The following is a 23598-nucleotide window of genomic DNA, read 5'->3' on the forward strand; positions in this document are numbered from 1 at the left end:
ATAATTAACATTTAATGTTTTTTTTAGTTGAGGTTCTCACTCTTCCAGATTGGTTAATCACTATCGCTTTCTTGATGTATTTATTGCCATATATAGCGCAATAACTCAGCGTGCCATTGGTACCTGAGGCTAGGCCTGTATGCTGAAATCTGATAGCGAGACGATTATACTTAATTTTATCTTTATGATGGATAGCCGGAAATTGATAAAGAATTTTGTCATGACGGTCTATTTGATTGGCTTGCTGATAATCGATAAAAACGTGAATAGGCTGATGCCAATCACGGCTGCATTTATCAGCCTCTATTGGGCAAATCGTCACGCGCAGACCATAACTAATGGCATGATTGCGTGCGAAGATAATTGTTCGTTGTAAACTGTTGATATTGGTTTGGGCACGATGATAAGCGATTAGTTGAGCCATGGCAGGCATAGCAATTAGGTACATAATTAATAAAATCATGAGGGCAAATAATAGCTCAAGTAACGTAAAGCCTTTGCTGTTATTCATATTATGACCAGCTTAAGCGGCTAGGTTAAGTGATAAAGTGTAGCGCCCTGATATTGGTCTGTCTGTGGATTAAATATGTTAACACTAGTAAGTTTTTCATGATGATTTTTGCTGAATTCCTCCTGTATTGATGTCAGATATGGTATTGTACTGTGCAAAAGATAATGCATTTGCAATTTAACTGATATATTGCAACTACATGATAAAATAATATAAATAGTCCAGTACCCTATATTCAGAATGGAGTTATAAATGAAAAAGGTCGAAGCCATCATTAAACCGTTTAAGCTAGATGATATCCGAGAGGCGTTAGCTGATATCGGGATTACTGGCATGACTGTGTTAGAAGTCAAAGGTTTTGGGCGTCAAAAAGGCCATACTGAACTGTATCGCGGTGCCGAGTATATGGTTGATTTCTTACCTAAAGTAAAAATTGAATTGATTATTCAAGATGAGCTACTTGAGCAAACTTTAGATGTTATCGTTGATACTGCGCGTACTGGAAAAATTGGTGACGGTAAGATCTTTGTAACCGATATTGAACGAGTGATCCGTATTCGTACTGGTGAAGAAAACGAAGAAGCGGTATAAATAGATACGATTATTATTCTCGAACTAACTTAATGTTTCTAAAACAGTAATTTTAGGTTGTTTGGATATAGAAAAAGGCGGATAAACCGCCTTTTTTTATGAGTCGTTTTTATTAAAAGCTGATACCAATACCAACTGCATTATCGTAATGATTATAGGTTGATACGGTTAAGCCATAGCCACTTTGCATCAATAAATAACCCTGCAACTTTTTATAAATTGGGAATTTCCAACTTAACTCCTGATAACCTCTGGCAAAGCCACTCTCAATCTGATTACGCAATGTTAGAGAGAGTAATTGCTGACCCATATGCCAGTTGAGTTTGATATGGCCATACCCCATATAATGATTAATATCACGGTTATAATCAGTTGAATTTGGAAAATGGATCCGCACCCAAGGTTTGAGCTCATAGCTAAAATTTTGATACTGTCCAATAAACTTTAAATATACGCGATTCCAACTACGCTCATAGATACCACCTTTACCATTTGATTGATGTTCAAAACCGAAAGATGAGCTGTTAAGTGAAAAGCCATGTTTTTGCCAATTATGGTAGATCGTATAAAAAACTTCAGGCTGGTATTGGGTGTCACTAAAGTATGCTGATGGATCGTATGCTTGCCAGTTTGCTCGTTGGGTATATGCAATAAAAATATCATCGTGATCACTGAAAATATTCTCAGCTAAACCGTATTTCAAGCTGAATTGGAACTGTAGGCTGGTTTGATTGATTTTACCGCCATTAGGGTTTTGCGGAATAAAATAAGATTGAAATGGTTTATCTGAATAATAGAGTGGTAATAAATAGTTATCTTGATAAAGACTTAAATTAAATTGCTCAGATGCCGCAGGCTGTCTTAAGAAGTCAATATCTGCAGCTTGTTGCTGTGCATACACAGTGGTAATGGATATAAGCGCAAGTAAATTGGGTAGGAGCAAATTTATTACGAGTGCTCGCAGCTTGCAAAAGCTCATGGATAATCCTGTATAGACAAAAATTTCTTATATTATATCGACATTTTGATACAGGTGTAGCCAAATAGTTTGTTTTTTTAGCGATTTACTTTTGCACTTGAGTCTCGAATCACGGGTTCAGGGATAAACACTTCTGCATAAGATTGATAATTCTTATGCAAATTCTTAATTAGTAGCTCAGTAGCTGTTTGGGCAATAACAATATTAGGTTGGTTGACCGTTGATAATTTTGGCCAAGTTTGTCTTGAGAACGGACTATCTTCAAAGCCGACAATAGACAACTGTTGTGGCACTTCTATTCCGAGTAAACGTGCGGCAAATAATGCTCCTGCTGCAATTTCATCATTACAGGCTACAATGGCTGTGACATTAGTTTTAGTTTGCGCCAGTAGTTGTTTAGCACCATTAACACCAGATTCAAAAGAGTATTTACCTGCAATGATTAATTCAGGATCACTATTAAGTTGATGTTGTGCCAAGCTGTTTGGTAGCCAATTAAGCGCTGCTTTGTTGATTCATGATGCTCATCACCACTTAAAAAGCCGATATGTTGATGACCTAAATTAATTAAGTGTTCGGTAATCTTAATTGCGCCTAATTTATCATCAACTAATACTGATAGTTGTTGATCACTTTCTGGCTGACTACCTGCATGATACGGACATAATTAGCATTTATACTATCCAATCTCTTAAGTAGTTGCTTATCTTCTGAAAGCGGTGGTGTCAGTACCACACCAGCGAGCCGAGATTGGTTAATTAAATGGGTTAACTCATCTGCAATCGTTGAAGATTTTGAATTACATGGATGGATTAATAGCTCATAACCATGTTGTTTACATGATTTTAAAATACCATTTTGCATATCAATAATGTAATAAGCATTAGGGTTATCGTAAATAAAACCAATAATAAAAGATTTGGTTGCAGCTAAGTTCCTTGCGGCAGTATTAGGTTGGTAACCTAAAGTCATAATGGCTTGATTTACTTTATCTACGGTACTCTGTTTGACTGAACTTTCTTTATTAGTGACTCTGGATACTGTTTTAATAGATACGCCTGCATACTTGGCTACATCTTTAATCGTCACCGTCATAATTTACCCATCAGTTAAATCTTAACTTATTAATTACATTGCTATACTGCTGGTTTTTATTTAAAAGGGCAATCGTAATAGATGAAAAGTAATAGCTGGGTCGTATTAAAAATAGAACACAGAATTATAGAGATATTTACTAAACAACAAATAAGTTCTATTTCAGTTATTTAAAGTATTTGTTTAAACCGAGTTTATGTTCAATCTGATACTATTGTTATTTAATTGTGGATATTTTGTTATTTCATATGTTAAGGTTTTTGTAGTCATGACAGCGTTGTCATTCATCTGAATGGTTATGGATATTAAAACGATAAAGGTTATGGAAGGGAACAAGATGAGCTCAATTAACTTAAAGAAAACGCTACTGGCTAGCCAGATTGCAGTATTGTTAAGTGGAGCCGTGTCTGTTAGCGCAATGGCACAGGACGCTGATACAGAGCAAGCTGAAACGATGGAAACCATTGAAGTACGGGGTATTCGGGCTTCGCAACAAGCAAGTTTAAACGAGAAACGTTTTTCAGATGCGGTTGTTGATGCGGTAACCGCTGAAGATATCGGCCAATTTCCTGATGGGGATATTGGTGAGTCATTAGCTCGTATACCTGGTATTAGTGTTAACCGTCAATTTGGCCAAGGTCAGCAAGTTTCTATTCGCGGAGCATCTAACCAACTTACCCGAACCTTACTTAATGGTCATGCAGTTGCATCTACTGGTTGGTATGATCAGCAAGCTATTGACCGCAGTTTCAATTACAGTTTATTACCTCCAGAAGTCATTGGCTCTATAGAAGTATATAAATCATCTCAAGCTAACTTACCTGAAGGAGGTATTGGTGGTACGGTTATCGTCAATACCCGTAAACCACTTGATATGGATCAGAATACTGCTTTTTTTAGCGTGAAAGGTGATTATGGTTCTATATCTGAAGAGATTGACCCTGAATTATCTGGTCTTTATTCATGGAAGAATGAAGCTGAAACTTTTGGTGTGATGGGCTCAGCCTCTTTTACCCAAACAGACTATCAACGTAATGGTATTGAGTCACTGCTCGCATGGGGAGAAATTGTACCAACGACTTTTCAGCAGGAGCGTGAACGCAAATCTTATAATATTGCACTGCAATATGCGCCAACAGATAATTTGCAATTTGGATTAAATATCTTAAGTTTAAATTTAGACGCGGATAACTCAAATACTTCTCTATTTTTATTTCCAACTCAACACGGTGTAAATACCTGTAATAGTGTAAATGCAGCTGGTGTATGTACCTCTGTGACTCATAGTGGTGTGGCGGGTGTTGATAAAGATGGAAAAGTAGAGACATGGCAGGCTTGGGCGCAAAGTTGGCACGTAAAGCCAGTATGGAGTCCAATACTTATAATTTTGACTTAAGTTATGAACATGATGATTTTACTATTGATGGTATGATTGGTAATAGCAAATCAGAAGGTGGTACTGAGCTTACATCGAACTATGGCCAAACCATAGGGCAGTTTGAAGATTTCAAAGGCACTTATGATGCAACAGGTGATGTTATTGCGATTGATATTGCCAAAAAACATTTTGATGCATCTGATTTTAATGGGCCAATGAGCGTGGCCGGTTGGTCATTAAAAAAACAGCCTAATTCAGATGAAGAGTCATACGCACAGTTAAACTTAACTATTCCCGTTGAGTTAGGCGCAATTACATCCTTTAAAACGGGTGTGCGCTATGCTGATCATAAGGTAAAGCAAACAACTGAAAATGCAATATTAGGCGATGCCGTAATCCGCGAGGCAACTGATTATTATGATGGTTCGGTATCTTCTGCGGCGGGATTTTATCTGCCTAATCCCAATTATGATTTGATGATTGCAGATGCAAATGCTGCAATTTCTGGTTATGAATTACATAAGCCAGGGTATGGCACTTTACATGAAAAGAATTTTGCGATGTATGCGATGGCAGATTTCTCCGCTGAAGGGATACGCGGTAATTTTGGTCTTAGATTTATTTCGACCGATATTTCATCAGATTATTATGCATTAGATGCTTTCGGTAATTATGCAGATAATTTAAGTACAGATAAATCAAGTTATAGTGATGTATTACCGAGTATTAATATTGCTTTTGATTTAACTGAAGATCTCATTTTGCGAGCTTCTGCTGCACAAGTTATTTCTCGCCCTAATTATTCAGAACTTTTTGCAACTTCTGCACTAGCAGGCTTTAACGATGACGTGCCTGGCAATGAAGTGTTAAATCAAGGGAATGTAGCACTAAAGCCATTCAAAGCGACTCAAGCTGATTTAGGGATTGAATGGTACTTTAACCCAAATGGTTTAATTGCCGCGACTTATTATATTAAAGATGTCGACACTTTTTCTTCAACTGTGCAGGTTAAAAATCAACAAATCGGAATTGAAGACCCTAGATTGATTGCTCAAGGTTTTAGTCGCTGTGGTGTAGGTGTTTATGACTGCTGGACTAAAAGTGAGCGTATTAATGCAAATGGTGGCCGCATTGAAGGGGTAGAGCTGCAAATTCAAGATGCTTTTGATAATGGGTTAGGCTATTCGGCGAATTATACCTTTGCTGATGCAAGTTCTCCCGCTAGTAATTACCCAGATGAAATCGGCGTTTTTTCTGATTCATCGAAGCATACGGTTAATTTAGTGGGCTATTATGAAATGGATGATTTCACGGCGCGTCTTGCTTATAACTGGCGCAGTGAGTACATGATCCGTGAGTTACCAGGATTCTATGGAAATCGTGAACATCAGCCTTATGGTCAGTTAGATTTAAGTATGAATTATCAGGTCACTGATTTTATGAAAGTGATTTTCGAGGTGGTGAATTTAACCGAAGAAGACAGTATTCAAAAAGGGGTGGCATCGGTTCCTGAAAATATAAAAGACCGTAAACTTAACCCTGAATTTTATGCTAATTATCCCGCTTGGAGCTTTGAAGGTGAAGCGCGTTATAAGTTAGGATTATCTTTTACATTTTAATTAAATGACTTATTAAAGCCCAGTAATGCTGGGCTTTGTTGTATTTAGATATTAATAACATGAATAAATAAGTCATATTTTCTCAGTTGCATTTATTGATTAATATCCCGTAGTATTAATTCATACATTGCCGTGGAGATGGCAATGACAACAATATAAAGGATTAATAGATGTCACAACAAATTGAATTACTTGATCATAATAAGCACGGTCATATTAAATTAGGCAATGTCGATTACTCATTTATGCAAGAGCAGCATTTGTCACCGATTACCCTTCATGAATTCCCGATGGCCGCAATTGAGCATCCGATTGTATTCGTTAAAAATGCGGAAACTGGCGAGTTTCAAGCTGTCGTGATGTTAGGGCTAAAGCCGGGCATTAATATGAGTGTTAAACAGGGTAAGTGGACAGGCTTATACCAACCGCATGTAGTGCGTGATTATCCATTAGGCCTTATTTTTAATCCGGAAGTGGAAGATAAGGTTTGGATTGGTATTCGTGAAAATGGTGTCGTGGTTGATGAGCAAAATGGCCAAGCATTATTTGATGGCGAAGCTGAAACTGACTATTTAACTGCACGTAAAAAAGCGCTGGTGGAACATTATCAACAAGATGTTACCAGTAAGCGTTTATTTGCCAAGCTGGCCGAAATGGGCTTATTAGAATCACAAACATTAACAGTCGAAGTTAAAGGTGAGAAGCGTAACATTAATGGCATCTATCTTATTAATGAAGCGAATGTGAATAAGTTAACGGATGAGCAATTTGCTGAATTACGTCAATTAGGATTATTAGGGCCTATTTATAGTCATTTGACATCGTTACATCAAATTCATCGTTTAGCTCGTACCGAAGCCTTGAGCTAAGATGGAAATTTAATACCCGTTCAATATAAACAAGGCACTCAATGAGTGCCTTGTTTTATTTGAGAGAGATTAAATTGTCCAGAATAGGTGAGCAATAATATAGAGCACCACCATACTTATAATATTAATCACAAAACCGGCTCTCACCATTTCAGATTGCTTGATAAAGCCAGATCCATACACAATGGCATTGGGCGGCGTGGCGACTGGTAACATAAATGCGCAAGATGCAGCGATACCGATAAGCACTGATAGCATTACAGGTGATAATCCAAGAGCTTCTGCAATTGCCGCAAATACTGGCACCAATAACGCAGCACTGGCGGTGTTACTGGCAAACTCAGTCAGTAACACCACAAAGCAGATCACCACAAATACAAATAGTGCCATATGAGTACTACCGAAAACATCAGTTACCCAGTGAGCTAAAAATACACTGGTACCTGTTGTTTTTAATACTGCACTTAAGGTTAAGCCGCCACCGAATAAGATTAATACCCCCCAGTCGGTGGTTTTTTCAATTCGTTTCCAGTCTACCAGTCCTGAGCCCGCTAATAACACGACTGCGGTCAGTGCAACAATGGTATCAAATTGACTAATACCACCTAATGCACCAGAAATTGGTTTACTGAATATCCAAGCGATTACTGTACCAATAAAAATTAACAGTGTGGCTTTGCCGCCAGTAGTTAACTTTTTTTGTTGATAATTAATTTCAAATTTAGCACTTAAATCAGGCTTAAAGTAAAAATATAAAGCAATCAACATTGACGGTAATAGTAGTGCGACGGATAGTAATCCGAACTTAAGCCAGCCACCGAAAGTGATACCAGCTTGTGCCGCCGCAATCGCATTGGGTGGACTGCCTACTAAGGTGCCAATGCCGCCAATATTGGCCGAATAAGCGATACCTAATAGCAAGAAAAGATAGGTTTTATGGTGAGTTTTACTGTCAAGCTGCTGTAAAATACCAATCGCTAACGGTAGCATCATTGCTGCTGTGGCAGTATTACTGATCCACATTGATAGAAATGCCGTTACGCCAAATAGCATAAAGCAAGCAGTTGACAATTTACCTTTAGAGGCAATAATTACCTTGTGAGCAATCAGTTGATCGACACCCTGCTGGCTCAGCGCAGCGGCTAATACAAAACCACCAAAAAATAGATAAATAATGGGATTGGCAAAATTACTCATTGCAGTTTGGGTATTAAATACATCAAATAATACAGCCAGTACCGGGATCAGGATTGCCGTGACACTTAAGTGAATTGCTTCTGTTAACCATAAAATTGCCGCAAAGATGAGTAACGCTAAACCAGTATTGATCCCTTGTTCAAACGGAAGAAAGAAATAAAGTAAAAGTAGTAATCCAATATCAGCAAATAGAATAGTCAGTTTAGTGACTTGGCTACTATTTCTCTCTGTAGCTGATGGCGGGTTAAGCGTTTGGTTTGCATCTAACATTGATCTTATTTCCCTAATAGTATGGTCAATGATGGTTAAACCATGAATACTTGTGTTGAGAATGCAGGTAAGTTATCACTTACCTGCAGCGATGTTACGATATGGCTAGAGCGTGGGTCATTTTGCGACGTAGATAAGCAATTTGTTGCATGTGCGGTAGATCTTTTGGACAGTTGTCTTGGCAACCGAGTAAGGTCATGCAGCCAAACACACCGTCTTGATTACCGATGACATGATAAAAGTCATCAGCACTGCGGTTGTCACGACAATCAAATTCAAAACGGGCAATTTTCATTAAACCCACGGCGCCAACAAAGGTTTCTCGCATCTGTTTGGTTGCGCAGGCTGACACACAAACGCCGCACTCAACACAGCGTTCCAACTCGTATAAGCGAGCCGCTTCTTCGGGCGCCATTGGTTCTTCAAGGATATGTATATCCTTGTCATCGCTACTTGGGTGCAGCCACAGCTTTAAGCGTTCAGCAATTTCTCGCATAAATTTACCCGTATTAACCGATAAATCACCAATTAGTTCAAATCCCGGTAGTGGCATTAACGTGATGGTAGTGTGTTCAAATTTACTGGTTAATGTTCGGCATGCAAGCGTTGGCAAACCATTAATCACCATGGCACAGCTACCGCAAATACCTGCGCGACAGACAAAATCGAATTGTAGCGAGCTATCTTGCTCTTCACGTAATCGATTTAGCGCAATAAATACGGTCATTCCCGGTGTTTCATCAAGTTGATAACTGACCATTTTTGGCTTGTCACCCGGAGTTTGCGGGTCATAACGAAAAATAGAAAATGTTAGGGTTCTGGCCGCGCTCATTATTGTTGTTCTCCGCTGCTGGCTTGTTGGGCTAAAATATCGCTTAAACGTTGGTTACCTGTGGTTAACGTCTCTGGTAATTCAAAAGGCATTAACGCATGCTGTAATTGGCTTCTATCTGAGTTGCTATGCATCGCTGTTAATTCTGCAACCTCAGCTTCTCGTTTCGGTGTATCTGGATGATGGATGGTGCTATCGATACCATAACCACGGTATCCCGGTGGTAGCTCCATTTGCATCACATCAAGATCTTCATAGCTTAATGTGGGTGCAATGGCATCACTGTCAGGCCAGCTTGTTAAAGTGCGTTTTAACCAATCACGATCGTTACGTTCAGGGTAATCTTCACGAGCATGTGCACCGCGACTCTCTGTTCGGGCTGCTGCGCCGCAAGCAACGGTTAGGGCCACTTTAAGCATTTTACGTAAACGTAGCGCATCAACTAGTTCTGGGTTGGCATGTCGCTTCTTATTGTTAACGCAGATGTTGTTGGCACGTACTAATAGCTGTTGTAGTTCTGTAATTGCTTTATCTAATTCAGGACCATTGCGGAAAATACCCACATAATCCATCATGATACGTTGCATTGCTTGGCGTAACTTATAGGTGTTCTCACCCTCTGTTCGGCTTAACATGCTTTCAATTTCAGTTTCTACAGCCGCTTTAGTTTGATCGATTAATTGTGTATCGATAGTTAGCGCCTGTTGCTCACAAAAATCAGCCACATATTTGCCGATAATCATGCCAGCAACGACGGTTTCAGCTAATGAGTTACCACCTAAACGGTTAAAGCCATGCATATCCCAACAAGCAGCTTCACCTACGCTGAATAAGCCTGTTAGGTGTGGGCTTTGGCCTTGTTCATTAGTGCGGATACCACCCATTGAATAGTGCTGGGTTGGGCGCACTGGGATCCACTCTTTCGCAGGATCAATACCTAAGAAGTTTTCACAAATTTCTTTTACTTCTCTTAGGTTAGTTTCAATGTGTTTACGGCCTAAAAGGGTAATATCAAGCCATAAATGATCACCATATGGGCTTTCAACCCCTTTACCTTTACGCATATGTTCAGTCATTCGACGTGACACCACATCGCGGCTAGCAAGCTCTTTTTTATCAGGCTCGTAGTCAGGCATAAAGCGGTGACCATCTTTATCTCGTAATAAACCGCCGTCACCACGACAGCCTTCTGTGGTTAAAATCCCTACAGGAATAATGGCTGTTGGATGGAATTGAACCGCTTCCATATTACCTAAAGTGGCCACACCGGTTTCTAATGCCAACGCATGTCCCGTACCTTCACAGATAATGGCATTAGTTGATATTTCATAAATTCGACCATAACCGCCAGTTGCGATTGTGGTTGATTTGGCGATATAAGCGCGCAGTTCACCTGTTATTAGGCAACGAGCAATCACCCCTTGGCATTGTTTGCATCATGGATAATTTTAAGCGCTTCAACTCGCTCATGAACTGGAATGCCCAGTGAAATGGCCTTATTGTCAACTGCATACAGGAGTGAATGGCCTGTACCATCTGCGGTATAGCAGGTACGCCATTTTTTAGTGCCACCAAAGTCTCGGGCATTAATTAAGCCGTGAGCCGCTTTGGCTTCTTCAAGGGTCACCTTTTCCGCATTAACAATAACCTCGCGGCCACCTTGTTGAATACGACTCCAAGGCACGCCCCAATGCGCTAATTCTCGTACTGCTTTGGGGGCACAATGGGCAAACATACGTGCTACTTTTTGATCGCAGCCCCAGTCAGAGCCTTTTACTGTATCTTGAAAATGCACATCTTCGTTGTCGCCCATGCCTTTTACTGTATTACCAAGGCTTGCTTGCATGCCACCTTGAGCGGCAGCCGAATGGGAGCGTTTAGCTGGGATTAATGATAATACTAAGGCATCCAAGCCTCGTTCTTTTGCGGCAATGGCAACACGAAGCCCGGCCAAGCCTGCACCAACAACTAATGCATCGGTATAGATAATTTTCACTTTTAAACCTTCTAATTAATAACCTTGAAAAGCTATTTATGGGTCAATTTATGATGGTGTGTAAGGTGTTACTGGTAACGATAGCTCGGCACCAATACTGAGATATGCCGCTAAGCTGGCGAGCCCTAGCATTAGCAAATAAACAATGGCTATCATGGTTAGTTTGCGCAGTAGGGTTCGTTGGTTAATCCAGCCCCATTTGAGCAGTACACGATAAAGCCCAAGCATGGCATGAATAACAACCATGGGTAGCAATACAATATATAAAATCCATAAACCACCATGGTATACCCGCTCAGCAGAGAGGTTAGGACCAATACTTGGGTCAGTTAACATGTCGTATAAGTGAACTGGTGCTAAGAAAAATAGTCCGAATCCAGTAATAAGCTGCCAAAACCAAAGACGACTATCGCTATGTTTGATTATTTGTTGTTGGTTACGTAGCGCACGCCATTGTCCAAGCTGGATAGGGAAACGGCGCAGTGCTGTACCAGCATGAACCATTACGACTACTAGCATGATCAGTGAGATGATTTGCGAGGTCCATGGGTATCCATGTCCTGTTGCACTGAACATTCCTCCTTCAAGGAACTGCACAACATGATAGAAAGCATCTTTACCCAATAAAATACTGGATTCAAAATGCAAATGGACGAGCAAAAAGCAGCCTAACATTATGCCTGTGGCACTTTGTAATTGGTCTGCAATAGCGCTTCGACGATGGCCGAGAACGCGTGGTGATATAGGGTTAGGTACAAATGTATTTATTGTCATGTTATTTTTCTGCGTGTTTCTTTAGAACATTTGCTGTTGAGGGAAAAAAACCATAGCAGTGGCAGATCACAGTGGGTGAATTTATATGTGAACTTAGTGATCAAGATCTCATTTGGTTGGCTATTTATGAGATATTAATCACATACTTTTTATTTATTATATATCTAGTGGTATTACCATTTACCCAATAGTATCAAGTAATTAACTTTCATTTTGAAATGTTATTTACCTAATATAAAGTGAATAAAATAGAACTTTTATCTGAAACAGTATTAAACATACGGGGTTATCAATATCTACATCTAAACCACTTTGGTTATAAATATGTAGATTAATTATTATTATTTGTGTATTTTATTTTGACAACGCTGTCATTCGTTGGGTTAGATAAGGCTAGATTGAATAAGCAATAACACCTTATGTGATTTGAATGTTTAGTCTTTATCATTTTATTTTGTCTATGTTGCAAAATTTCAACTGAGTATAGTGACCTATACTCAGTTATTTTTTGTATGACGGTGGGAATGGAATCAATATATAGATAGGGAATGGAGATGAGGCATATTCTAGTATCAATGGTTTGTGTGTTAGGACTAACCGCTTGCCAACAATCAATGCAACAACCTATTAAGCCCCTTAGCCAATCTCAATTACAACAATTTGCGCAAACATTAGATATTTCATACCAGCTACAACAAAATTTGACCGCTAAACAATGTCAGCAGTATCAACTCGATAGTCGTTGCTTTAGTGCGACCATTAATTTGACCCCGCAACAAAATCTTAATCATCAGGACTGGGCTATCTACTTTAGCCATATTAGACCTATCACTCAGGTATTAAATGATGATTTCATTATTGAACGTATTCAAGGCGATCTACATAGGATCAAGCCAACATCATCATTTGTCGGCTTTAATCATGGTCAGACAGAGCAGATAAGTTTTATTGCTGAGCTGTGGCAATTGTCTGAGTCCGATATTATGCCAAATTACTATATGACAGCGGATCAGTTAACCGCTGAACTGATTTTGAGTACGCAATTACAAGCAGAATCTGTCACTGGAATGGAGTTAAAGCCTTATATTGTGGCATTTGATGATTATCAAAAACAGTACCAGCGTAGTCCAGATGATCTGCATCCCCAACTTACTGCTGAGTATCTCTTTAGCCAAAATCAACGCAGTAGCTTGTCGAAACAAGCCGGGCTGCAAGCCATTATTCCAACGCCTGCCAGTATTGAATGGTTGGCAACTGAGCCCTTAAATTTACAATCAGGCATTAAGATAGTCAGTGCTAAAGACTTTGATATAAGCTTTATCCAGCCGGCATTAGCGCGCTTACAGCAATTAGGTGTTGCTACTCAACCGCAAGGAGTACCGCTATCTTTTGTTAAGCAGGCTGAATTACACCATGGTGCATATCAGCTTAAGATAGCGCCAAACGGCATCACTATTTTGAGTAGTGATGAGCAGGGGATCAGTTATGGATTGGCATCGTTAACAAGTCTTTTAGTCCCACAAACCTTAACGGTAAATAGCGCTAATATTAGCGATCAACCCCATTATTTATATCGCGGTATGCATCTTGATGTGGCGCGTAATTTCCATAATAAAGCCACCGTATTCACTCTGCTGGATCAAATGGCTGCATTGAAATTAAATAAACTGCATCTACATATGGCCGATGATGAAGGCTGGCGTCTTCAAATTGATGGCTTAGCTGAATTAACAGAAATAGGCAGCAAACGTTGTCATGATTTAGCTGAAAATAGCTGCTTGTTACCTCAATTGGGCAGTGGACCCCAGAGTAACCCTGAAATTGATGGTTTTTATAGTCAGCAGGATTACATTGATATATTGCAATATGCCGCTGCGAGACATATTGATATTTTGCCTTCAATGGATATGCCAGGGCACTCACGTGCTGCTGTTAAAGCGATGGAGGCTCGCAGTCGCCAATTAACTGCACAAGGTGATGAGGTTGGTGCAGCACAATATTTATTATCAGAGAGTGATGACACGACACAATATTTATCGATTCAGAACTATAGCGATAACACCATCAACGTTTGCTTAGAATCGAGCTATGTATTTATTGATAAAGTGATTAATGAAATCGCTAAATTGCATCAACAAGCAGGGGTGCCGTTAACCCAATATCATATTGGTGCTGATGAAACAGCAGGAGCTTGGTTAGACTCGCCCGCTTGTCATCAATTTATTGAGAATAATGACTTTGGTGTGACTGATACAAGCCAGCTAGGCGCCTATTTTATCGAGCGGATCAGCCAGATATTAAATGACAAAGGCATTATGGTAGCTGGTTGGAGTGATGGCATGAGTCACACTCGATTAGCGAATATGCCGCTCAAGTACAAAGCCATGTTTGGGAAAATATCTCTGCTGGTGGCCATAAAATGGTGCACAAACAGGCTAACCAAGGTTGGCAGACGGTATTGTCAGTACCTGAAGTACTTTACCTAGATATGCCTTACGGCGTATCGCCTAAAGAACATGGTTATTACTGGGCAGCAAGAGCATTAGACAGTTATAAAATCTTCAGTTTTATGCCTGATAATTTAGCCGCTAATGCTGAACAGTGGTTTGATATTGAAGGTCAATCATTTAGCTTAACTGATGGTGTCTATAAGTTAGATGAGCAACAACAAAGCTCATTATTACAGGCAAACAAAGTGATTAGTGGAATTTCAGCACAGTTATGGAGCGAAACCATCCGTAGTCCGCAGCTGGTGGAATATATGACATTCCCTCGCTTATTAATGGTAGCAGAGCGGGCATGGCATCAAGCGGATTGGCAAGTGCCATATCAAGTTGCTGGAGCAGATTATAATCAAACATCGAATTACTTTAATGCAGAGGCGAGAGCCATGCAGGCTAAGCAGTGGCAAATGCTGGCAAACGGTATTGGTCAAAAAGCCTTATATAAATTGGATATCGCCAATATAGATTATCGTTTGCCAGTGCCTGGGGCCGTAATCAAAGAGGGCAAATTACATATGAATGTTATTTTTCCTGGACTTCAATTGCAGTATCGACAGCCGTCATCAACTTGGCAGCATTATGTAAAGCCAGTCACAGCCTCTGGTACGATTGAAGTGCGCAGTGTCAGCCCTTTAGGTCAGCGTTTTAGTCGAACCATTAAGGTCGAGATGGAGTAAAAAGTGGCTGTAACCAATTAATTTGGTCAATGCGTTGACCAAAATATTGGGCGCCGGCCACCGTGTGGTGACCATAGTCATAGAAGTACTTTTGAAAGTCGGTATTGATTGCATAACAATGAGATTGTGAGTCACTACAGATATAGTTCATGCGGTCTAATACGATAAGCTGTGGGAATTGTTGTTGTAACTGATTAATGACTGCATGTGAACGTTGAATGCGCGGCGAGCTGGGGCGTTGTTGAAACTGCTGGAAGTGCTGCTGATTAATATAATTGACCGCAGTAGTTGCAAGTTGCTCTGGGGAGGAATCTTGTAATAAGCGATTTAATAAGAAATCACTATAAGTTCGGTGACCAAACATCTCAAATTCATAGATATTCTTTACAATAACAGTCTGTTTTGCCATGGCGAGGCTCTGTTGGACAGATTTGGCTAACTGGGCTAAATCTAGATCCTTATATTGTGAAACGAACATTATGGTATCGGCAGCTTGAAAGTTTTTAGAATCATATAGTTGTTGGTCTATTTGCGCTATTTCTGTGCCATAACGCGCGAGCTGAATACGTGTCTTAAGCTTATGGCTTGCGTTAATAACATTAAATATATCCTTAGAATGTGAATTACCAATGATGAGTATTTTGTGTTTATTATTCTGTTGCTTAAACCATAATTGTTGATCAAATGGATTATCGGTAACACCATACTTAGGATTATTACTGAGTTGCCGTAAAGTCTGCCAACTGGCTTGCGCCAATTGTCTATTTTCAGGTTCATATAAGCCGATGTTAACAATACGATTATTTGAATGGATATCATATTTAAGTAATAACATACCGCAGCTTATCAGTAATAAACTGGTGGTTGTCGCGAATACAAATATCTGTTTTGCATTGATGTTATTACGATTTCTAAAAGGTAACTCGACAAAGCGCCAACTTAAATAAGACAAGCCAAAACAAAGCAAAATTAAGGCTGATTTGAGCATCAAACTTGGATGTTGATAACTATTATATTTGGCGAAAGCAAATAAAGGTTGATGCCATAAATAAGCGCTGTAGCTAACGAGCCCTATGGCAACTAATAAACGCTGGCTTAATAAGATTTGCACCCATGTTCCTTTACGTGCTGTTAAAATAATAAGTAAAGTACCTAAAGTGGGTAAAAGGGTATAAAAGCTGGGGTAAGGTGTGCTGCTATCAAACATAAAAATCGCACTAATAATGAAACCTAATCCCAGTAGGCTGAAGAGTTGAAGCGCTATATTTACATGCTGATTTTGCTCAAAATCGAGTTGTTGCTTATTAATATAAAATGCCGCAAAAGCCCCCATTAATAACTCCCAACCTCGACTGGGGAGTAAATAAAAATTGGCATTGGGTTTATAGTAAGCCGCCCATTGAGCCAGGATTAAACTCACAATAAAACAGATGCTTAATCCTATTAATAAGTATCTTTTGGGGAAACGCCAGCCAAACATTAGCAGTAATGGGAACAAGATATAAAATTGCTCCTCAAGTGCTAGGCTCCACGTATGTAATAGCGGTTTGAGTTCAGCAGCAGTGGCAAAGTAGTCGCTTTCCAGCCAAAACAAAATATTAGATGAAAATAAAGGGACTGCGATTAAACTTTGTAAGAAATCTTCAAAATCTAAAGGCATTAACCACAACCATGCCAATGGAATACAACAGATAATCACTAACAATAATGCAGGTAAAATTCGTCTGGCTCGGCGTTCATAAAAATTGATTAGACTGAAATGTTGTTTATTTAAGTCATTGATTATGATTGAAGTGATTAAATACCCGCTAATAACAAAGAAAACATCAACACCAACAAATCCCCCTGAAAATAGCTGAAATTCAGCATGAAACAGGATAACCGGGAGAACGGCAAGGGCACGCAGGCCGTCAATTTCCTCACGATAATGCACTAGTTATCTCCCCAACATGATGTTGAAAATGATTCCTCCTTGAACATTAATATCGATGAATTATTACTGTCAGCGTTATAGCTAAGCTATTTCAGATTTTGGAATAGCTTGAATATGATTAAGTGTAATAAAGAAAAAATTAAAAGCTTTAAATTCAAAGAATAAATCAATATAAAGTCTGACCTCACTAAATTGATTGAATAAATTATGAACAAATAAATGACAGCGCTGTCATTTATGCTGTAACATTAATTTAACCGATGCGTATCATTGTATGGGTGATGCCAAGTCGGCAAGGATAAAAATATAGGGACTTATATGACATTAACCTACACCAACTCAGAACAGTTATTTATCGGTATTGATGGTGGTGGCAGCAAGTGTAAAGCAGTCATCTATGCGGGCAATAAAATATTAGGTGAGGGCCTTTCTGGTCGTGCCAATCCACTTCATGGTATTCAACAGACCTTTACCTCTATGACGCAAGCCGTGCAACTGGCAGCTGTAAATGCAGAGCTGCCAACTGAGGCACTATCACAAACGATTGCAGGTGTTGGTCTTGCTGGGGTGAACCTGAATAAACTCAAGCAACAGGTTGAAGCTTGGCAGCATCCATTTGCGCAGATGTTTGTGACAACAGATCTACATACGGCTTGTATTGGCGCACATCAAGGCGGAGATGGCGCCGTCATTATTACCGGTACAGGATCTTGTGGCTATGCGCATGTTGGTGATAAAAATTTATTGATCGGTGGACATGGTTTTGGCTTGGGTGATAAAGGAAGCGGGGCTTGGTTGGGACAACAAGCGGCAGCAAAAGCGCTATTAGCCTTGGATGGTTTAGCTGCTGAAACTGAATTATGCCAATTGCTATTCGATTATTTTGAAGTTTCTGATGCGATGGGGATTGTCGAAAACCTTGCCGGAGAAACCTCTAGCCATTATGCCAAGCTAGCACGTTATGTATTACAAGCCGCCAATGACGATGAAGTGGCTAACAATATAGTGACTGAAGGGGCTAGCTATATTAATGATATGGCGAGACAGTTATTAAGCCTTAATCCACCGAGATTCTCCATGATTGGCGGTCTTGCTGAACCATTAAAACCTTGGTTGGCAGACGATGTTATTAAACAGCTCAAGCCTGCGATTAACTCTCCTGAAATGGGCGCGGTTTATTATGCGCAGCAGCAATTACTCAATTAAATCAATTAAAGGAATAATGAGATGACGATTTCAAATACCAATACCATCATGGAATTAGAAGCTAGGCAGGCACCAGCAAAAATAGCAGAACAATTGAGATTAAATGCGCCGATAGCGGCAGAGTTAGGTCAGACATTACGTAAATTGGCGCCAAAGTTTGTGATGATTATTGGCCGTGGTTCATCTGATCATGCTGGCGTTTTTGCTAAATATTTATTTGAAATTGAAGCTGGTGTCCCTACATTTGCGGCCGCGCCATCTGTTGCCAGCGTATATGGCAAAACATTAGCACTAAAAGACAGCTTGGTGATTGTTATTTCTCAGTCTGGTCGTAGTCCAGATATTTTAGCGCAAGCAAAAATGGCAAAGCAAGCTGGTGCCTTTTGTGTGGCGTTGGTGAATGATGAAACTGCACCAATTAAAGATATTGTAGATGTGATTTTGCCATTGCGAGCGGGTGAAGAAAAAGCCGTTGCTGCAACCAAGAGTTATTTAGCGACCTTATCGGCATTAGTACAATTAGCGAGTGCATGGACTTTAAGTGAGTCATTAGCTAAGGCTGTCGAAACACTCCCTCAAGCACTGCAAACTGCGGTTGCGGCTCCGGCACAATTGACCATAGATGCGATTGCAAATGAGCGTAATTTGGTGGTGCTGGGACGAGGACTTGGTTATGCAGTTTCCAAAGAGATAGCGCTTAAACTTAAAGAAGTGTGCTCTGTACATGCTGAAGCATTTAGTAGCGCTGAATTTTTACATGGCCCAGTGACTTTGGTTGAATCAAAGCTGACCATTGTAGATGTTTGCATTAATGATGAGTCTTACACCAGCCATATCGAACAAATTGATAATGTGACAGCGCGCGGAGCCAATTTGATTCATTTGAATCAGACCTCAGCCGATATTCATCCTCGCATTGCGCCATTAGCGTTATTACAGCGTTTTTATATTGATGTGGCTGGGGTGGCAGTGGCTAAAGGGATCGATCCCGATCAACCTGTCGGTTTAAAGAAAGTCACCCAAACAGTGTAAAAACTAGGGATATAAATTTATGCAGTCGTTTATTGTTGAACGTTTATTTGATGGTCATCGTTTTTATCGTAATCAAGCGCTTACTATCGATGCTGGCAAAGTGGTGAGTTATGATTTACTAACTGATGATGTCAGCCATTTAAGTGGCACCTTAGTACCGGGTTTTATTGATGTTCAAGTCAATGGCGGTGGTGGTGCCCTATTTAATGCCGACCCTAGTCTGGCAGTGATTCATACGATAACGGCAGCGCATGCTAAATTTGGTACCACAGCTTGTTTACCAACCTTAATTACTGATGAGCTGAAAGTGATGCAACAAGCTGCTACAGCCATGGCCGAAGCGGTAAGTCAGGGTCTTGATGGCGTGCTTGGCATTCACTTTGAGGGGCCTCACCTTTCTATTCCTAAAAAAGGGGTGCATAGCGCCAACTTTATTAGGCGAATTTCAGATGCTGAATTAGCGATTTTTAGTCGCTCAGATCTTGGCATAAAAATCGTAACCTTGGCGCCTGAAAATGTATCGGTTGAAGTCATAAAGGCGTTAATTGATGCGAATGTAAAGGTTTGCTTGGGCCATTCAAATGCCGATTATTCAACGGTTAAACAAGCATTAGCTGTTGGCGCAGATGGTTTTACTCATCTATTTAATGCGATGTCTGCTTTTACTGCACGGGAGCCCGGTATGGTCGGGGCTGCATTAGAGTGCGATAACAGTTGGTGTGGTTTAATTGTTGATGGTCATCATGTGCATACTGGGGCCGCTAAATTGGCACTAAAGTGTAAACCTCAAGGCAAAATAATGTTGGTGACTGATGCAATGCCGCCAGTTGGCTTAAGTGATAACAGTAGTTTTGAGTTATTTGGTCAACAGGTTATTAGGCAAGGTGACCGATTAAATGCCAGTACTGGAGAGTTAGCCGGATGTGTGCTTGATATGGCTGGAGCAGTCAGCAATGCGCAAACTATGCTAGGGCTGAGTTTTGCTGAAGCATTACGAATGGCCAGTTTATATCCGGCTCAATATCTGGGATTAAATGATTATGGTCACCTGCAATTAGGCGCGCGAGCCGATATGGTATTACTGGGTGCTGAAGGTACAGTGCATCAAACCTATCGTGCAGGTGAGTTAATTTATACAACATAAGAAAGGACATCACCATGCAACAAGCCGTAGTTAAACGGCGACTAATGTCGTTAGATGCATTACGTGGTTTTGATATGTTTTGGATCTTAGGTGGAGAAGCGATTTTTGCCGCTTTAGTGACGCTGACAGGATGGAAAGGGTGGTTATGGTTTGATGGTCAGATGCAACATAGTGAGTGGAATGGCTTCACTTTTTACGATTTAATCTTTCCGCTATTTATCTTCCTCTCGGGTGTAGCCCTTGGCCTATCGCCCAAGAGATTAGATCAAGAGCCTTTTATAAAACGTAAACCCATCTATCAGCACGCATTGAAGCGACTGTTTCTGCTAATTATATTAGGCATTATTTATAACCATGGTTGGGGCAGTGGGATCCCGATGCAATGGGACGAAATTCGTTATGCCAGTGTATTGGGCCGCATAGGTTTGGCGTGGTTTTTTGCCGCGATGATTGTTTGGCACTGTTCATTACGCTGGCAGTTAATAAGTACACTTATGATAGTGGTTGGTTATGCCTTAATCAGCCTTTATTTCCCCGTGCCAGAATATGGCGCAGGGCAGTTAAACGCAGCTCAAAGCGTGAATGCCTATATTGACCAACTGTTATTACCTGGCATTAGTTATCAAAATCGTCCGCTAGATCCTGAAGGGGTGTTATCGACCTTACCCGCTATCGCCAATGCGCTAATGGGCGCGATTATTGGCAGATTACTCACCCAGAGTATGAGTTCTGAATGGCATAAAGTTGTTTTGATTACTGGCATTGGCATCATATTGTTACTCGTTGGCTGGTTAGTGGATTTTAATATTCCTGTTAATAAAGCGCTTTGGAGTAGCAGTTTTATATTCGTTAGTGTTGGTTGGAGCTGTATTTTATTAGCGATTTTTTATGCGCTAGTTGATTTATTAAACTGGCACAAATTAAGTTTTATTTTTGTGGTTATAGGTACTAATGCCATCGTGATTTATTTGGGCACGAGTTTGATTAATTGGAATTATAGTGCTAGCTCAATTTTTGGTGGATTAATTGCGGCGTTGCCACTAAGTGGACAACAACTAGGCGCGGTTATTTCAGTTTTATTGGTACAATGGCTGCTGTTATTTTGGTTATATCGTAATAAGTTATTTATCAAGATTTAAGCTGCTTATGGGTATAACTATGACTGATTTAGTCTTTTCGCAAAAATGACAGCGTTGTCTTATTGATGTTTAGTTGTTAACATATTTGAAACAAGTTCACGTCAAATATTAGCATCACTACACTGATGAAGTGTTATTAGTGTTACTCGACTATTGGTAGCTTCCGATAGTAAATTACAATAATAGATAGAAGAGCGGGTTATGGATATGACAGCAATTAAAGGTACGCCTCGCGGTGCTCAAAGCAGCGTACTACCAATGACCATTATTGGCATTTTATTTTTTATTTTTGGATTTGTGACTTGGCTGAATGGCTCCTTGATCCCTTTTCTAAAAATTATTTGTGAGCTCAATGAGTTCCAAGCGCTATTTGTGACTTTTGCGTTTTATATCGCATACACGGTAATGGCATTACCGATGTCATCGATTTTAAAACGTACAGGTTATAAAGATGGTATGGCGATAGGTCTAGCCATTATGGTAGTGGGTTCCTTACTGTTTATTCCTGCCGCGCAAACTGCCAATTATATTTTATTCCTAGTGGCATTATTTGTATTGGGTACTGGCTTAACTATATTACAAACTGCATCCAATCCCTACGTTGTGCATATAGGCCCTAAAGAAAGTGCCGCAATGCGGATCAGTATTATGGGCTTAATTAATAAAGGAGCAGGGGTGATCGTTCCTTTATTATTTACCGCAGTAGTCTTGTCAGGTTTAGAAAACTTTACCGCCGATCATCTTGCGGCAATGAATGAAGTTGAACGCCAAGCTCAAATTACTGAATTATCATCAAGACTGGTTATGCCATATATCTATATGGCTGTCGCATTGTGTTTCTTGATTGGGTTAGTTAAATTCTCATCTCTGCCAGAGCTTGATTTTGAGGGTGAAGATCAGCATCAAGACAAAACGGGTATTCTTCACTTCCCACAAGTGGTACTCGGCGCAGTTACATTATTTGTTTATGTTGGCGTTGAGGTCATTGCGGGTGACACCATTGGTTTATATGGTGAAAGTTTAGGGGTCAGTAACTTTGCTGCGTTGACTTCATATACTATGGTCTTTATGGTATTTGGTTATCTTATTGGGGTAACTTGTATTCCGCGATTCATGAGTCAACAAACTGCATTATTGTTATCTGCGATTGCAGGTAGCTTATGTGTGATTGGCGCGGCAACAGCATCGACTGATAGCACCATAATTGCGTCAACATTATGGGGCTGGACCGGGATTGCTGTTATTCCTGACTCTGTGACTTTTGTCGCTATGATGGGGTTAGCACACGCATTAGTTTGGCCATCAGTATGGCCGCTGGCATTAGATGGTTTAGGTAAGTATACCGCTCAAGGTTCGGCATTATTAATTATGGGGATCTCTGGTGGAGCCATTTTACCGCTTATTTTTGGTAAAGTTGCGCATCACTTTGATAATACTCAATTAGCCTATTGGGTGGCCTTACCCTGTTATCTATTTATTCTATTCTATGCGCTGAAAGGCCATAAGATGCGTAACTGGAAATCATAAGAACTATTCATAGTTAGACCGATTAAGGTGCCAATTGGCACCTTTTTTATTGCGTTAAAAGTTTATCTTGTCTATTCCGCCACCAACATCTTGTTGCGCGATTAGAACACAGTAGCTGAAGTCGAATTCAGTGCTTATTCTAGTTAGGTTTTCATATGGTTGTGCAATCAAGCTAATGGCCATATTTATATGGTTGATTGGAATAATCATTACTGCTTCTATGTATTTAGCATAGCAAAGGTTGATAAGCTTTTAATATAACAAAGATAATATAAACAAACTGGCAGGGATGGTAACAGAGATAGTGATTAATTTTAGCAAGCTT

15 protein-coding genes and 4 pseudogenes are annotated in these 23598 nt (G+C 40.0%); 11 read left to right on the plus strand and 8 right to left on the minus strand.

Going from position 1 to position 23598, the window contains the following annotated elements; translation table 11 throughout:
• Positions 1–4: 4 nt before the first annotated feature.
• On the minus strand, positions 5–511 hold the full coding sequence (locus JCM15074_RS18240; protein WP_025823123.1) for a GspH/FimT family pseudopilin: 507 nt from the start codon (positions 509–511) through the stop codon (positions 5–7).
• A gap of 252 nt (positions 512–763) precedes the next feature.
• On the opposite strand from JCM15074_RS18240, the gene JCM15074_RS18245 reads away from it, so the two are divergent.
• Positions 764–1102 carry a P-II family nitrogen regulator gene (locus JCM15074_RS18245; RefSeq protein WP_025823125.1) on the plus strand — a complete coding sequence of 113 codons (339 nt, stop codon included), beginning with the start codon at positions 764–766 and terminating at the stop codon, positions 1100–1102.
• A gap of 112 nt (positions 1103–1214) precedes the next feature.
• Here JCM15074_RS18245 and JCM15074_RS18250 read toward each other — a convergent pair whose 3' ends face one another.
• Positions 1215–2081, minus strand: coding sequence for a phospholipase A (locus JCM15074_RS18250; RefSeq protein WP_025823127.1), 867 nt, complete (start codon positions 2079–2081; stop codon positions 1215–1217).
• Positions 2082–2158: 77 nt separating this feature from the next.
• Positions 2159–3176: pseudogene (locus JCM15074_RS22985) on the minus strand (LacI family DNA-binding transcriptional regulator).
• A gap of 337 nt (positions 3177–3513) precedes the next feature.
• Here JCM15074_RS22985 and JCM15074_RS22990 point away from each other — a divergent pair.
• Positions 3514–6173 (plus strand): annotated as a pseudogene (locus JCM15074_RS22990) (TonB-dependent receptor).
• A gap of 170 nt (positions 6174–6343) precedes the next feature.
• The gene (locus JCM15074_RS18265; protein ID WP_025823129.1) at positions 6344–7042 is read left to right on the plus strand and encodes a SapC family protein; all 699 of its coding nucleotides are present in this window, start codon (positions 6344–6346) and stop codon (positions 7040–7042) included.
• Positions 7043–7111: 69 nt separating this feature from the next.
• Here the strand turns inward: JCM15074_RS18265 and JCM15074_RS18270 are convergent, their stop codons facing one another.
• From JCM15074_RS18270 to JCM15074_RS18285, 4 genes and pseudogenes are all read right to left on the minus strand, one after another.
• Positions 7112–8509, minus strand: a complete 1398-nt coding sequence (locus JCM15074_RS18270; protein WP_025823131.1) for an SLC13 family permease — start codon at positions 8507–8509, stop codon at positions 7112–7114.
• 94 nt (positions 8510–8603) lie between these two features.
• A complete protein-coding gene (locus tag JCM15074_RS18275) occupies positions 8604–9341 on the minus strand; it encodes a fumarate reductase iron-sulfur subunit (RefSeq protein ID WP_025823133.1) in 738 nt (245 codons plus the stop codon).
• Positions 9341–11337, minus strand: a pseudogene (locus JCM15074_RS22995) (fumarate reductase flavoprotein subunit). The gene JCM15074_RS18275 and the pseudogene JCM15074_RS22995 overlap by 1 nt, the downstream one beginning before the upstream one ends.
• Positions 11338–11385: 48 nt before the next feature.
• Complete coding sequence (locus JCM15074_RS18285) at positions 11386–12111, minus strand: fumarate reductase cytochrome b subunit (RefSeq protein ID WP_025823135.1); 726 nt, start codon at positions 12109–12111, stop codon at positions 11386–11388.
• Between the two features lie 614 nt (positions 12112–12725).
• On the opposite strand from JCM15074_RS18285, the gene JCM15074_RS23000 reads away from it, so the two are divergent.
• The 3 genes and pseudogenes from JCM15074_RS23000 (at position 12726) to JCM15074_RS25435 (ending at position 15292) form a co-directional block, all read left to right on the plus strand.
• Positions 12726–14597, plus strand: coding sequence for a beta-N-acetylhexosaminidase (locus JCM15074_RS23000; RefSeq protein WP_304621835.1), 1872 nt, complete (start codon positions 12726–12728; stop codon positions 14595–14597).
• A pseudogene (locus JCM15074_RS25430) lies at positions 14507–14860 on the plus strand (family 20 glycosylhydrolase); the annotation flags it as partial. The gene JCM15074_RS23000 and the pseudogene JCM15074_RS25430, both read left to right, overlap by 91 nt.
• 162 nt (positions 14861–15022) lie before the next feature.
• A complete protein-coding gene (locus tag JCM15074_RS25435; RefSeq protein WP_234400281.1) occupies positions 15023–15292 on the plus strand; it encodes a chitobiase/beta-hexosaminidase C-terminal domain-containing protein in 270 nt (89 codons plus the stop codon).
• On the opposite strand, the gene JCM15074_RS24110 is transcribed toward JCM15074_RS25435, so the two are convergent.
• The gene (locus tag JCM15074_RS24110) at positions 15273–17225 is read right to left on the minus strand and encodes an acyltransferase family protein (RefSeq protein ID WP_025823137.1); all 1953 of its coding nucleotides are present in this window, start codon (positions 17223–17225) and stop codon (positions 15273–15275) included. The genes JCM15074_RS25435 and JCM15074_RS24110 overlap by 20 nt on opposite strands.
• A 318-nt stretch (positions 17226–17543) precedes the next feature.
• On the opposite strand from JCM15074_RS24110, the gene nagK reads away from it, so the two are divergent.
• From nagK to JCM15074_RS18320, 5 genes are all read left to right on the plus strand, one after another.
• The gene (gene nagK, locus JCM15074_RS18300) at positions 17544–18431 is read left to right on the plus strand and encodes an N-acetylglucosamine kinase (protein ID WP_025823139.1); all 888 of its coding nucleotides are present in this window, start codon (positions 17544–17546) and stop codon (positions 18429–18431) included.
• Positions 18432–18452: 21 nt separating this feature from the next.
• Positions 18453–19463, plus strand: coding sequence for a glucosamine-6-phosphate deaminase NagB-II (nagB-II, locus tag JCM15074_RS18305; RefSeq protein WP_025823141.1), 1011 nt, complete (start codon positions 18453–18455; stop codon positions 19461–19463).
• A 19-nt stretch (positions 19464–19482) separates the two neighbouring features.
• Positions 19483–20607, plus strand: a complete 1125-nt coding sequence (gene nagA / locus JCM15074_RS18310) for an N-acetylglucosamine-6-phosphate deacetylase (RefSeq protein WP_025823142.1) — start codon at positions 19483–19485, stop codon at positions 20605–20607.
• A 14-nt stretch (positions 20608–20621) separates the two neighbouring features.
• Entirely contained in the window at positions 20622–21746 is a 1125-nt protein-coding gene (gene nagX, locus JCM15074_RS18315; protein WP_037469997.1) for a transmembrane glucosamine N-acetyltransferase NagX, read from the plus strand.
• Positions 21747–21947: 201 nt separating this feature from the next.
• Positions 21948–23273: a sugar MFS transporter gene (locus JCM15074_RS18320; protein WP_373278923.1), complete on the plus strand. Its 1326-nt coding sequence runs from the start codon at positions 21948–21950 to the stop codon at positions 23271–23273.
• Positions 23274–23598 lie beyond the last annotated feature (325 nt).

The sequence above is a fragment of the Shewanella marina JCM 15074 genome, from assembly GCF_000614975.1.
In the GTDB taxonomy this organism is placed as follows: Bacteria; Pseudomonadota; Gammaproteobacteria; order Enterobacterales; family Shewanellaceae; genus Shewanella; species Shewanella marina.

Bases quoted from the DNA above. Each gene is read 5' to 3' on its own strand.
- JCM15074_RS18240 (WP_025823123.1), bottom strand. From the start codon at position 511: ATGAATAACAGCAAAGGCTTTACGTTACTTGAGCTATTATTTGCCCTC.
- nagK (WP_025823139.1), top strand. From the start codon at position 17,544: ATGACATTAACCTACACCAACTCAGAACAGTTATTTATCGGTATTGAT.
- JCM15074_RS23000 (WP_304621835.1), top strand. From the start codon at position 12,726: ATGCAACAACCTATTAAGCCCCTTAGCCAATCTCAATTACAACAATTT.
- nagX (WP_037469997.1), top strand. From the start codon at position 20,622: ATGCAACAAGCCGTAGTTAAACGGCGACTAATGTCGTTAGATGCATTA.
- JCM15074_RS25435 (WP_234400281.1), top strand. From the start codon at position 15,023: ATGCTGGCAAACGGTATTGGTCAAAAAGCCTTATATAAATTGGATATC.
- nagB-II (WP_025823141.1), top strand. From the start codon at position 18,453: ATGACGATTTCAAATACCAATACCATCATGGAATTAGAAGCTAGGCAG.
- JCM15074_RS18320 (WP_373278923.1), top strand. From the start codon at position 21,948: ATGGATATGACAGCAATTAAAGGTACGCCTCGCGGTGCTCAAAGCAGC.
- JCM15074_RS18265 (WP_025823129.1), top strand. From the start codon at position 6,344: ATGTCACAACAAATTGAATTACTTGATCATAATAAGCACGGTCATATT.
- JCM15074_RS18245 (WP_025823125.1), top strand. From the start codon at position 764: ATGAAAAAGGTCGAAGCCATCATTAAACCGTTTAAGCTAGATGATATC.
- nagA (WP_025823142.1), top strand. From the start codon at position 19,483: ATGCAGTCGTTTATTGTTGAACGTTTATTTGATGGTCATCGTTTTTAT.
- JCM15074_RS18285 (WP_025823135.1), bottom strand. From the start codon at position 12,111: ATGACAATAAATACATTTGTACCTAACCCTATATCACCACGCGTTCTC.
- JCM15074_RS18275 (WP_025823133.1), bottom strand. From the start codon at position 9,341: ATGAGCGCGGCCAGAACCCTAACATTTTCTATTTTTCGTTATGACCCG.
- JCM15074_RS18250 (WP_025823127.1), bottom strand. From the start codon at position 2,081: ATGAGCTTTTGCAAGCTGCGAGCACTCGTAATAAATTTGCTCCTACCC.
- JCM15074_RS18270 (WP_025823131.1), bottom strand. From the start codon at position 8,509: ATGTTAGATGCAAACCAAACGCTTAACCCGCCATCAGCTACAGAGAGA.